Source organism: Nitrincola iocasae, assembly GCF_008727795.1.
GTDB lineage: Bacteria > Pseudomonadota > Gammaproteobacteria > Pseudomonadales > Balneatricaceae > Nitrincola > Nitrincola iocasae.
Map to the genome: position 1 here is coordinate 3,893,960 of NZ_CP044222.1, position 12,694 is coordinate 3,906,653.

Consider the following 12,694-nt stretch of genomic DNA (forward strand, 5'->3'; position numbering starts at 1 on the left):
TTCATGTCATTCAACCTGGTTGCTCTACCCTTTAAATCGAAACCTCTGCCACGCTTTGTCTTGCTTGGAGCACTCGGAATGGGGTTATCCGTTGGCTGGACACTACCCAGCGTAGCCGCTGCGACTAGTGCTCACACCGAAACTCATCACTTGAATATTGCTGATGGTGACTTGGGCCAGGCACTCAACGCCCTCGGCCATCAGACCGGCATTCTCCTGTCCTATTCACCAGATCTGGTGGATGGCATGACCAGCCCAGAGCTGTCCGGTCAATATACCGTGCTACAGGGTTTGGGCCTGCTACTGTCCGGCACCGGGCTTCAGACCGAACAACTTGCCAATGGCGGCTTTCTGATTCGCAGCCAAAGTAACGCCACCGATGATCAGGCAGCAGCCCTGCCGCTGATGCAGGTTGAAGGGGCCTATACTGGTTACGGCTACGCCGCGATTGAAAACGGCGAGATGCGCAATGCCATGCGCGGCGATCTGGCCGAAACCCTGAGCATTATTCCATCTGTCCGAGTGGCTGATAGCAGCAGCTCCAGCCTGCAACAGGGTGATATCAAACCAGCGGAGCTTTCCATTCGCGGAGCCTCTCCCTATCAGAATAAACTGATGCTGGACGGTGCGTCTATCGATAATCTGATGGACCCGGCACAGCGTGAAAACCCCAGCAACTACACCAATGTTGCCGGACACTCGCAGGGCATTTTTCTCAATACCGACTTTCTCAGCCAGGTTGAAGTCATTGATGTCAACGCCTCGGCCAGTGAAGGGGGATTCAGCGGCGGGGTGATCAAGGCCGAAACCAAGTCCTATGACGGTGAAGACTTCTTTAGCATCAGCCAGCGCCGTACCCGTGACAGCTGGACCAACTTTCATATCGATCCAGCACAGCTGGGTGAGTTTGGTGATGGCGCCGCACAGGCAGTTACGGGTGTACCAGGTGACTTTCAGCCCAACTTCCGCAAGGATCAGCTCAGCCTGCAGGGTGCCACGCGTATCGGAGATATCGGTATTTTTGCCGGGCTGGATGAAAAGACCTCGCGAATCTGGCAAAAACAGGTGGTAGATATAGATTTTGACCATTTTGCCCAGACGGGACGTATCTTCAAACCCAGTGAAGAGCGCTCACTGGATACCTACTCCCGCTCAGGCGTGCTCCGTCTGGATTGGCTGGAGCAGGATTATCTGTTTAATGCCTCCTTAGCTTTCAGTGAATATGATGAGGACACCTTCTTTATCAATTACCTGGATTCAGACTTCGATAGTCGGCATCAGGGCCTGAATCTGAGCGTCAATTACGGCCAGCACTTCGGCAATACCCGACTGGACCTGAATGTCAGTGCAGGCATCAGTTCAGATGAGCGGTATTTTAAAAACGATGTGCTGGATAAGTACCGGTACACCACCATCTATCAGGGCGGTTTCATCGGTGGCTATGGTGATCTGGAAAGTGAGCAGCGTACGCTGACATCCACCCTGAAGCTCAGTACTCCGCTGACGGATGCGCTAACCTTCGACTATGGTGGTGAGCTGCGCTGGCTCAACTTCCGCCAGAATCGCCTCAATGATTTCACTTACAACGAATATACGCTCGATTTCACGCAACCCCTGCCGCCACAAACAGGGCTGGGATCCTGGTCGCCCTCGGATCAATACCATGTGCGGGAAGTGATCTATCAGGCGGGTGAAATCAAGTTTAACAACCTCAATGCCGCCGCGTTTACTGAACTGAATGGCGATCACCAGCGCTTTTTTTGGCACACCGGCCTGCGTCTGGAACGTGATGACTGGTTGGGCAATACCAACCTGGCACCTCGCCTAAGTGCTGGTATCTATCTGGATGATGCCAAACGTTACCGTATTACTGCGGGTGCCAACCGTTATTACGGCAAATCCTTTATGGCCTATCGTCTCAGGGAGCTGGAACGCGATCGGATCCTGATACGCTCGCGCACCTCGCCCACCGCTGAATATCAGTCTGTTGACGCGAATCGTGATTGGTTCTATCAGGATCTTGACACCCCTTATGATGATGAACTGAATCTGGGTATCAGTGGACCCCTGATGTCGGGTGAAGCCGGACTGATGCTGGTGGAACGGAAAGGCGAACGCCAAGTGCGGACCCGCTATGATGCTGCAACCGATATGCATTGGTTTGATAATTCGGGCTCCAGCCGTACCCATCAGGTCGACCTCTACTGGCGTTCAACCCCAGCTGAATGGCTGGGCGCCTACTGGGCCATCAACACCTCCGCCTCCTGGATGGATAAGCAGACAGACACCACCTATGGCAACAGCTCATCCGGTTATCTGTCCAACAGTAACAGCGCCGATGACGAGGTCTGGTTTGAAGGTAAACGCATCCTCAAACGTGACCTGCCAGCCAATGATTTTGCTACCCCAGTCAGTCTTAATCTGGATCTGATTACCCGCAGTGGCGATGACCGCATTCAATTGCGTAATGCGTTTGCCTTTACCAATGGCTATCGCTCACTGCGTAATGTCGGCACCGACCCCGCCACTGGCTTAAAACAATACGAAGTGCATAAGCAGGGCAGCACGCTGCGCTGGGACATGAGCATCGATTTGCGCCTGCTGCAATCGAGAAACTCGCCTTACCTGCGGCTGGATGTGGTCAATGTCACCGACAACCAGAACACCATCAGTGCTGAATCCAATGTGCAGCTATTTGGTGTCGGTCGTCAGTATTGGCTAGAACTGGGCTACAAGTTCTAGGTGATGCCATGCCATTGAAGCTATTCATTTACAGTCTGGCGATGGCCCTATTCATGAGTCCATCACACGCCGCCTCTGACCCACTAATAGAGGCGTACCGGCAACCTCAGTCGCTCTGGCCCGCGGCTGAAACCGACCCGGGGATTGATACCGTGGCACTCGCACCGCTGCCGGCGCCAGACAGTTTACCCGTCTGGTCCAGCGTGACGCCCGAGCGCATCACGCTGGGTAAACAATTGTTCTTTGAACGCCGCTTATCAGCGTCTGATCAGATCGCCTGCGCCTCCTGCCATGATCCAGACCTGGGCTGGACTGATGGTCGACGTGTGTCCATCGGTCACAACCGGCAACAGGGTGACATGAACGCCCCCAGCATCGTCAACAGTATTTTTCTGCATGAGGTGTTCTGGGACGGTCGAGCAACCAGCCTGGAAGAACAGGTTATCGCCAGTTGGACCAATCCGATTGAGATGGCGGGCGATGTGGACGTTTCAGCAGCAAAGCTGTCAGCTATAGCGGGTTACGCTCCCCTGTTTGAAGCCGCATTTGGCGATACAGAAGTGACCGTTGAACGCATCGCATCTGCCATTGCGACGTTTATGCGCAGCGTGAATATGCTCGACGCCCCCTATGATCGTTTTCTAAAGGGTGACTCTCAGGCTCTTAGTGATGCTCAGGTGCGTGGTCTGCATCTGTTTCGCACCAAGGCGCGCTGCATGAACTGCCACCAGGGAGCCTTACTGAGTGACCAGCAGTACCATCACCTAGGCACCTCATTTGAGCGCGTCGGTAATTTTCAGGGACGCTATCAGATCAGCGGAGCGCCTGAAGATGTCGGTGCTTTCCGCACACCGCCACTCAGGGGTCTGAGTGCAACCGCTCCCTACATGCACAATGGTTTTGCCAGTGATCTTGACCTGTTACTATCACTGTACAACATCGGCTGGTGGCAAAACGCGGCGCTACGGGACAAAGACCCTGACATTCCCTTGGCACAGCTTTCGCCGCGAATCAAACCGCTAGAGCTGTCCCAAGATGAACTGGCTGACCTCAAGGCGTTTTTGCTATCCCTGACCGGCAATCTGCCTTATATGAAACCTCCAGCAGAATTACCCTGATATAGAAATCTGTCGCCGATAGACACAATCCACCTAAGGATGTCGTTTTCAGAACAGTAATGATTTGAACTGCCAGACGATGCAACTTATGCTTGAACTCTCAGGAAATTAAAATTAACTGAAGTAAATAATCCATAAGCGCGAGCGAAAAGAGGTGACTGGGTGAAACTGGCATTTACAAAGAAAGAATACCTCCAGCGGGTTAGAAAAGTTCGCCGTGAGATGCGCACCCGCAAAGTGGATGTCCTGATTGCAACCGATCCTGGCAATATGAACTGGTTGACCGGCTATGATGGCTGGTCCTTTTATGTTCATCAGGGGGTAATCCTTCACGTCGATCATGAAGAGCCTATCTGGTTTGGACGACGCATGGATGAAAGCGCCGCGCTGTTGCGCTGTTTTATGAAAAAGGAAAACCTGTCCAGCTATCCGGAAGAGTATGTTCAAAACCTCGAAAAGCATCCGATGACCTGGATTGCAGAGAATATCTTCATTGAAAATGGCTGGAGTGGTGCCACCATCGCTACCGAGATGGACAACTACTACTATACCGCGGATGCCCACCGTTCGCTGCGACTGGCCCTGCCAGAAGCACGCTTTGTCGATAGCTATAACCTGGTGAACTGGTGCCGGGCGATTAAATCAGACAAAGAAATAGAGTTCATGAAAATTGCTGGCAAGATCACCTCGAAAATACACCAGCGTATTCTGGATGTCGCCAGAGTCGGTGTACCCAAGAGTTTTGTGGTGTCACAGATTTATGAGACGGCGATAGCGGGGGTCGACGGGCACAGTGGTGATTATCCTTCCATCGTGCCGCTGCTTCCCTCAGGCAAAGAAGCTTCAGCCTCCCATATCACCTGGGATGAGCGCCCTTTTAGAGCCAATGAAGGTACATTTTTTGAAATCTCTGGTTGCTATAAGCGCTATCACGCCCCCATGTCACGGACCCTTTACATGGGCAAACCCAGCCAGCGCTTTCTGAATGCCGAAAAAGCCCTGCTGGAAGCCATCGATGCCGGGCTTGAACAGGCTAAGCCTGGTAACCGAGCCTGTGATATCGCCCATGCCCTCGACCGGGTGATGGAAAAATATGGCATAGACCGCCAGGGTGCACGCTGCGGCTACCCTATCGGGGTCAGCTACCCACCGGATTGGGGTGAACGAACCTCCAGCCTCAGGGCATCGGATGAAACCCTGCTGCAGCCCGGCATGACCTTCCACTTTATGCCTGGTATCTGGCAGGAAGACTGGGGTATCGAAATCACCGAAAGTATTCTGATTACCGAAACCGGGGTAGAAATGCTGTGTGATTTTCCCAGACAATTGTTTGTGAAGTAGCATCCTGCCAATGCTATCGCTATGATTAGACCTGCACATCTAATCAATACAGAGCGATAGCATGAACCTGGCGTTGCCAAAAGAGGTCAAACAGCAGCTGGTTTTTTTGCTGGCTGAGGTCAGAACCCAGTTACAAAACCTGATTCTGCTGCTGGATTCTCCTTCGGCAACGCTAACGCGTGCCATCACGGAGCGCAGCGGACACAGCTATAACCTGAAACAGCGCACCCATATTCGCTGCCTGAAGGCCTTCAGTGACAATGAGCGCCATGATCCTCAGTCACTCAAGGCTGCGGGGGATCTGGCTGACGAACTGGAACGGATTACCAGCCTCTGCCGGGAGGCAGCCAGAGAGCTGCAACATCTCAAACATCGCAAGATGCTGCAACAGCATAAGTATCGCAAACGCCTGATGCATATTGATAATGCGCTGCATCTGGTAGAACAGATCCTGATGTCCAATGATACCCAGGCCGCTCTTGAAATCAGTAAGGTACAGCAGAAACTGGTACGTTTTTACAAAAAAGCCCGCACCTCTCATTTGACAGCACTGAAGAAGCACAAACAAACCGAAGCACTGATCAGCAGCCTGTTTCTCGCTCGTCATATCATGGATATGGGCTCCGCCCTGATCAATATCAGCGAATCCCTGCTAGCAGTTTTGCTTGGTCAACCCATGAACATGAAGCAGTTTTTGTCGCTGCAGGCCATGGTATCCAGCCTGGGCCATGACGAATGGGATAATTTAACCCTGGAAACCATCGCCGAAACCCGCTCTGGTAGCGCTATTTCTGCCATATCCCAAGATGATGATCAGTTTATCGGCGTGCTCAAGGAAGGGGCGCTGCGCAAAGTACAGGAAGAGCGCCGTGGACTGGAACGCTGGAATGAAATTATTCCAGGCATTGCCCCTCAGGTTTTATCACAGCACCACAAGGGCAGCTCCGGTGCCCTGATTATTGAACACCTGCCGGGCAACACCCTGGAACAACTGGTACTCAAGCAAGCCGAACAACCCCTGTCGGAGGCTATGGAGCTAATGTGTGATATGCTGCCGAAAATTTGGCAGTCAACCAAGCGAAAAGGAAAAGTATCGCCAGCTTATATCCAGCAACTAAAAAAGCGCCTTCCAGCCGTTCTAAGCATACATCCAGGTTTTAACTCTACTGACACCCAGATAGGTGGCGTCAAGCGCCCGGCACTCAACCAGTTACTGAACCGGGCGGCGAGTCTGGATGAAAAACTGCCAGCCCCCTTTTCTGTCTATATCCACGGCGACTTCAACCTGGACAATATCCTCTACGAACAGGTTAAACATCAGCTACGCTTTATTGACCTGCATCGCTCCGGTTATATGGACTATGTCCAGGACGTCTCAGTGTTTATTGTTTCCGGTTTGCGTCTACCGCTGTTTGATAAACATTCCAGAGCCTGTATTGAGCGTATTTCCACACGCTTGTATGAGACTACTGCCAGCTTCGCTGAAGCACAGAAAGACACAGGCTTTGAAAGGCGCATGGCGCTGGGGCTGGCCCGCAGCTTGATTACCTCGACCCGCTTTATTCTGGATGAAGCCCATGCCCGCTCACTGTTTGAGCGGGGTTTCTATCTATTGGAACACCTGGTTGCACATCAGGATAGCAAAGACTATCCCCTGCCCCTTAAGGAAATACTCAATGTCTAAGCCCAGAATTGCCGTTATCGGGAATCCCGGTAAATGGTCAACTGAAGTACTGGCAACTGCATTGCACCAACGCACAGGTTTTCGTCTGATCGCTGATCTGTCACAAATCGCACTGGACCTGACATCCGGACGCTTAATGTTTGAGCAACACAATCTTTGCCACCTGGATGGCATCATCATCCGTAAAGTAGGCACTGACTATAGCCCAGTCTGTATTGAACGCCTGGAAATGCTGCGGGTAGCAGAACATGCCGGTGTGCGTATCTTCAGTTCCGCCAACAGCCTGATCCGTCTGCTGGACCGACTAGCCTGTACAGTCACACTGCATAACCACCAGATACCCATGCCGCCCACACTGGTGACAGAGTCGGTGGAAACAGCACTACAGCAGATTCAGCACTGGGGCAGCGCCATTCTGAAACCGCTGTTTTCCACCAAAGCCCGTGGCATGCAGGTACTCAATGCTAATCAGGGTAGTAAAGCTCTCGAATCTGAATTAACTCGCTACAAATCCCAGCACCCCTTACTCTATTTACAACAACACATCGATATACAGGGTACAGATATGGGGCTGGTGTTCATTAATGGCGAGTATCAAGGGGCTTATGCTCGCATCGCTGATAAAAAAGCCTGGAATACAACCATTCACAATGGTGGACGTTATGCTTCCTGCCAACCTGATTCGGCTACCATTGAAGTCGCACGTCGGGCACAGGCCGCCTTTGATCTGGACTATGCCACTGTTGATGTGGCCATGAGCCAGGAGGGGCCAGTGGTTTTTGAGGTTTCAGCACTGGGTGGCTTCAAGGGCTCCCATACCGGCAGCAATATTGACCTGGCTGCACGCCTGGCAGATTACACCATCGCATCGCTGAGGTCCTGATCCTATGCCAGCCGTCTCTTCTTCAGCCTCACCACCAATAGCGCCAGACTATACAGGGCATGAATGGTTGAAAGCACGTTTACCAACAGGCCTGGTCCCTTGGCTTGAGGGGGCTGGAGATAGCTGGTATCAGGCCGCCTCCTCGTATACGACAGAATTGTCACAAGCCTTACACCACTTGTCCAATCCCGAGCACTGGCGCTGGCCGGAACGCTTGGTGCTGTTTTTTACCGATTTGCATGCCGATGCCGAAGCCTTTTCGGCCTCACTGGTCGCCAGTGGTGTATTTGCCCGCAACGGACCACAACCATCAGACCTGGCACTCAAGCGGCCTGTAGACCAGTTTGAAATTATTCTGGGAGGCGACTGCCTGGATAAGGGTCCGTCAAATCTGCAGCTATTACGGCTGATTCGTCACCTTCTGGATAGGCAGGTACAACTGACCCTACTTAGTGGCAATCATGATTTGCGTCTGCAACTAGCCATCCAATCACTGGATAACCCCAACTGTCCCCGTAATGGTCACTTTCTGTTACGTCTGGGAAGTAAGGTCATGCCACTATGCGTCGAGTTGTTAAGTCAGTACCCGCTCTCTGCGGCTGAGCGATCCAGCTTGCCCAATGAGCACAGCTGTGAAGCCAGGCTCATGCCAGCGAATGACTGGCCCGACCAGTTTCGTAAAGGTGCAGCAGACACCCTGAGTCCGGCCCAGATCGAGTTGGAACTGGAGCGCCTGACCTCACGTAAACAACGTTTTTTTGCTGCCGCCAGCCAGGCAGGACTAAGTTTCCAGCAAATTTATGCCGCCATGCACCGCTGGAAACAACTGTTTTTGCAACCGGATGGCGAGTTTCATTGGTTTATTCAGCATCAGCAACTGCTCTGCCAGCGTGGTAGTTTTTTGTTTGTACATGCCGGTTGTGATGATGCTATTGCACAGCAATTGGTTGAACAGGATTGTGACAGCCTGAACACGGCCTTTCAGGAAGCTCGCCAGGGTGAAGCCTTCGCCCTGTATTTCGGTCCTCTAGGCAATATGCTGCGCACAAAATATCGCAGACAGGATCCGCAATTATCCACCCGCTCCAGTCAGGACCTGATCACATCCGGCATTCATGCATTAGTTCATGGACACAGGAATCTACATCATGGTCAACGCATCACCTTTCGGGCTAATATGATACATTTCGAATGTGATTCAACTTTAAACAGCACATCACGTAAACTGGAAGGGTTATCTGGGGGAGGGGCAGCCGTCACACTGATTCATCCACAGGGGTATGTTATGGGCATCAGTAGCGACTATCCGTCGATCAAATTTTTTCAACCAGACAGCTTGCAGACAATCACTACCCAATTACTCTAGCTTGTTGTAAAACACGAGGCTTGGCATGAGCAAAAAACGAACATTCCATCACGAGTCTTTGCAGGAACCGGCGCAACTGGTCAAAATCCTTCAGGCGCTGATCGATGGTTTGGAAAAAGGAAACATCAAACTGGATGATGGTAGCGGCAAGATCAGGCTCCAGCCCGAAGGGCTGTTAAACCTCGATCTACAGGCAATAAAAGAAGCTGGCGTTAACAAACTCAACGTAAAGGTTACCTGGCGCGATAAGTCTCAAAAGAAAACAACAGCAGACAAAGACCCACTCAAAATCAGCTGATTGAATTCTTTATAACCGAAAGGGTAGGTGTGCTCTCAAGGTCTCTTTATCTATCGGTTTTACAATATAGTTAACCGCTCCCAGCATGATACAGTCCAACACCACCTCTTTTTCATGGTGTCCACTCACCATGATTACTGGTATAGACTCCAGCGCCGAATCATTTTTCAATTGCCGCAGTGTTTCAATACCACTCATGTCCGGCATAAACACATCCAGCAGAATGATGTCCGGATGTACCTGCTTTAACTGTTGCAGAGCATCACTTCCACTCTCTGCCACATGAACCTCAAAGCCTTCATTTTCAAGCATTTTCTTTAATAACCGACAGTGAAACTCATCATCATCAATCACCATAGCGACCAAGGTTTTTTGCTGCTGGCTGACAGGTTGATTGAGCTTTTTTAATGCGGATTTAATCAGACTGTCGAGTTCTGATTTTTTGGTTTTTTGTTCCGCCAACATTTGTTCAACCAGTTGGGTTACCGATTTAATGCTATGGGTTTTTGCTTCCAACTCAAATCGCTGTTTCTGGATATCAGCATTGTATCCCAGGTCATCCAGAGCTTGGTGGACTGACATTATCAAGCGGTAAGGATCATAACTAAGTGGCCAGAACACCACATAATCATAAAAAAACCGCTGTTTGCTAAGTTGATAGGCCTGTTCCACACTGTCTTTGTTGCAGAGCGTCACCGTATGAAAAGGGTTAGCTCTTTTTTTATGGCAAACCTCTGTTAAAGTCTTGCGCAGGTGAATGGCACTATCCAGCGACTGGTAGGCCAACAGTATCACTTCAGCCTCACTACGCAGAAACTGCTGTGCTATCGCCACCGCCTGATAGTGTACACAACGCTGTATTGTTTTGAACTCAGTCCCCAGTTGCTCAATCACCGTATCAGCAATGACCTCACTATCCGAAGCCACAAATATAACTGAACGACTATTCATAGCTTCGACTATTACTGGATTCTGGAAGACTCCAGGCTGACCTGAAAATCCCTGCCCAAATGCTGACCATACCAACACTACCTCTTAAAAATCATTAAAGATAAGCTTAGCAGTCGGTAGGGTTTAATACATCAACGAAAAAACCCACGCACAGGTGGGTTTGATGGATAAGGCTTGTGGGTTTCTGTAATAGAAGCCCACAAGTCGCATGCCGATCAGGCGCCGATCACACCACCATCTTCACGGCTGATCACCAGGGTTGCTGAACGCGGATAGGGCGAACCATCGTGTGGCCAGTGACTGGCTAACTTACCAGCGGCAAAGTCTTCCGCCGACGTAGTCGCACCTGGGTGCTGTACGTTGACGAACATGGTTTTCTGATCCGGTGTAGTGACCACGCCGGTAATCTCCTGACCGATCGGCCCCACCAGGAAGCGACGGATCACATTATTCACCGGATCAGCCGCCAGCATCTGGTTATTACCAAACTGTTCCCACGGACCGGTATTGACAATACTTTCGCTCATATCAGTTTGAATCCACAGGCGTGAGTCGGCATCAAACCACAACCCATCCGGGCTGTTGAACATGCTGCCACCATCCAGTGGTTGTCCTGCCAGTTCCGAATCGGATTCAGGGCCAGCCAGTACAAACAGGTTCCACTCAAACTGAATGGCATTGACCTGATCATTGTGCTCGCGCCAGCGCACGATCTGACCCCAGTTATTTTCAATACGTGGGTTGACCGCATCCGTTTCTTTACGGCGACTGTTGTTGGTAAGGGTAAAATAAACTTCACCGGTTTTCCGATCAACCGCGCCCCATTCGGGACGGTCCATTTTGGTCGCACCCAGGGTGTCCGCTGCGAGTCGAGTGTTCACCAGTACATCAGCTTGGGAGTTGAAGCCGTTTTCCGGCGTCAAAGGCCCCATACCGAACACCAGTGGTAACCAGTCACCTGAGCCATCTTCATTGAAACGCGCCACATACAGGGTACCGTTGTCCAACAAATGACCGCCAGCTGTCTCCTTGTAATAGGACTGAGCACTGACATATTTGTAAATATACTCAAAACGAGAATCATCACCGGCATAGCACACGATGGGCTGACCCTCGACAGCAGGCTGGAATACCACCCCTTCATGGGCAAAACGGCCCAACTGAGTGCGCTTGACCGGTGTCACGTCCGGATTGAACGGATCAATTTCAACCACCCAACCAAAACCATTAACTTCATTACGGTAGTCTTCGGTGGCCGATGCGCCGGCTGGAGTGACATTGAAGCGGATAAACTCATCAGCGCCCGTGTCAGCCAGCTCCCATCCATAGCGTCCCGCACCTTCTTTAGTCACGCCATAGCGACTTTGTTCGCGAGGCTGCTCAGCGTGATTAACAAAATAACCCGACCAGTTTTCTTCAGCTGCCAGGTAGGTATTCCAGGGCGTAACACCGTTTGCACAATTATTCAGCGTACCGCGGACTCGCGTACCTTCAGGGCTGAAACGGGTTTTAACAAAATCTGTGCCTCGTACCGGACCGCTGATTTCCATCTCAGTCAGGCCGTGGATACGGCGGTTACGCACATCAGCTTCTATGGCCCACTGTCCATCGGCCTGTTTCTTCATACGTACAATACTGACACCATGGCCATGGATTTCCTTGAGTACTTCATCCGCATCACGCTGACCCTCAGCGTTCAACGCAACAGCTGAGCTGGACAGGGACTGCCCACGAGTCGATGCATGCATAAAGCGCGGCTCAACATATTCATGGTTCATCACCAGCAATCCATCCTCAGAACTGCCCTGGTATGGGTCCTGTCCCTCTATCGGGAAGAAATGCATACCATCATGATGACTGCCCATCTGGTGAGCCTGATCCCTACCGGAATTAGCCATCGGATCGAAGGCAGGCTGATGACCCGAGATAGGATGTCCCCAGGGGAGTATAACCTGATGCGCATAGCCCTTGGGTAAGCTGACCCCATCGGTAGCCGAAACAGAAATCGCTTCAAAGCCGATCAATGGCGTGTGACGGCTGCTGCCCGCTGCGGCCAGGCTGGAATAGCTACTGGTGGCGAAGAAACCCAGCATAGCGGTACCCATACTACCTTTCATCATGGCACGACGGGATAAGCGCTTTTCAAACACTTGCTGAAACGAAGGGTTATCCGACTGGTTGCTCAGCGGCTCATCACCCTCATGATTATCAATAACGACTTGCGGGGGTTGCTGGATTGTCATGAATATTCTCCGTGATTTATTGACAGTACAACAAATCTAATGACCCAGTGTGTCAGGAGCTTAACCGT

At 51.4% G+C, this 12,694-nt stretch carries 9 protein-coding genes; 7 read left to right on the forward strand and 2 right to left on the reverse strand.

Going from position 1 to position 12,694, the window contains the following annotated elements:
• Nucleotides 1-3 precede the first annotated feature (3 nt).
• From F5I99_RS17975 to F5I99_RS18005, 7 genes are all read left to right on the forward strand, one after another.
• Entirely contained in the window at nucleotides 4-2,742 is a 2,739-nt protein-coding gene (locus F5I99_RS17975; RefSeq protein ID WP_151058435.1) for a secretin and TonB N-terminal domain-containing protein, read from the forward strand.
• Nucleotides 2,743-2,750: 8 nt separating this feature from the next.
• Nucleotides 2,751-3,860, forward strand: a complete 1,110-nt coding sequence (locus F5I99_RS17980; RefSeq protein ID WP_151058437.1) for a cytochrome-c peroxidase — start codon at nucleotides 2,751-2,753, stop codon at nucleotides 3,858-3,860.
• Nucleotides 3,861-4,022: 162 nt separating this feature from the next.
• On the forward strand, nucleotides 4,023-5,201 hold the full coding sequence (locus F5I99_RS17985) for a M24 family metallopeptidase (protein ID WP_151058439.1): 1,179 nt from the start codon (nucleotides 4,023-4,025) through the stop codon (nucleotides 5,199-5,201).
• Nucleotides 5,202-5,262: 61 nt separating this feature from the next.
• A complete protein-coding gene (locus F5I99_RS17990; protein ID WP_151058441.1) occupies nucleotides 5,263-6,885 on the forward strand; it encodes a phosphotransferase in 1,623 nt (540 codons plus the stop codon).
• Complete coding sequence (locus F5I99_RS17995) at nucleotides 6,878-7,768, forward strand: GAK system ATP-grasp enzyme (RefSeq protein WP_151058443.1); 891 nt, start codon at nucleotides 6,878-6,880, stop codon at nucleotides 7,766-7,768. The genes F5I99_RS17990 and F5I99_RS17995 overlap by 8 nt, the downstream gene beginning before the upstream one ends.
• A gap of 4 nt (nucleotides 7,769-7,772) precedes the next feature.
• Nucleotides 7,773-9,134, forward strand: a complete 1,362-nt coding sequence (locus tag F5I99_RS18000) for a metallophosphoesterase family protein (protein ID WP_151058445.1) — start codon at nucleotides 7,773-7,775, stop codon at nucleotides 9,132-9,134.
• Between the two features lie 25 nt (nucleotides 9,135-9,159).
• Complete coding sequence (locus F5I99_RS18005) at nucleotides 9,160-9,432, forward strand: amphi-Trp domain-containing protein (protein WP_151058447.1); 273 nt, start codon at nucleotides 9,160-9,162, stop codon at nucleotides 9,430-9,432.
• 9 nt (nucleotides 9,433-9,441) lie between these two features.
• Here F5I99_RS18005 and F5I99_RS18010 read toward each other — a convergent pair whose 3' ends face one another.
• A complete protein-coding gene (locus tag F5I99_RS18010) occupies nucleotides 9,442-10,383 on the reverse strand; it encodes a response regulator (RefSeq protein WP_151058449.1) in 942 nt (313 codons plus the stop codon).
• Nucleotides 10,384-10,598: 215 nt separating this feature from the next.
• On the reverse strand, nucleotides 10,599-12,626 hold the full coding sequence (locus F5I99_RS18015) for a PhoX family protein (RefSeq protein ID WP_151058451.1): 2,028 nt from the start codon (nucleotides 12,624-12,626) through the stop codon (nucleotides 10,599-10,601).
• Nucleotides 12,627-12,694: the final 68 nt, after the last annotated feature.

Bases quoted from the DNA above. Each gene is read 5' to 3' on its own strand.
- F5I99_RS17975 (WP_151058435.1), top strand. From the start codon at position 4: ATGTCATTCAACCTGGTTGCTCTACCCTTTAAATCGAAACCTCTGCCA.
- F5I99_RS17980 (WP_151058437.1), top strand. From the start codon at position 2,751: ATGCCATTGAAGCTATTCATTTACAGTCTGGCGATGGCCCTATTCATG.
- F5I99_RS17990 (WP_151058441.1), top strand. From the start codon at position 5,263: ATGAACCTGGCGTTGCCAAAAGAGGTCAAACAGCAGCTGGTTTTTTTG.
- F5I99_RS17995 (WP_151058443.1), top strand. From the start codon at position 6,878: ATGTCTAAGCCCAGAATTGCCGTTATCGGGAATCCCGGTAAATGGTCA.
- F5I99_RS18000 (WP_151058445.1), top strand. From the start codon at position 7,773: ATGCCAGCCGTCTCTTCTTCAGCCTCACCACCAATAGCGCCAGACTAT.
- F5I99_RS18005 (WP_151058447.1), top strand. From the start codon at position 9,160: ATGAGCAAAAAACGAACATTCCATCACGAGTCTTTGCAGGAACCGGCG.
- F5I99_RS18010 (WP_151058449.1), bottom strand. From the start codon at position 10,383: ATGAATAGTCGTTCAGTTATATTTGTGGCTTCGGATAGTGAGGTCATT.
- F5I99_RS18015 (WP_151058451.1), bottom strand. From the start codon at position 12,626: ATGACAATCCAGCAACCCCCGCAAGTCGTTATTGATAATCATGAGGGT.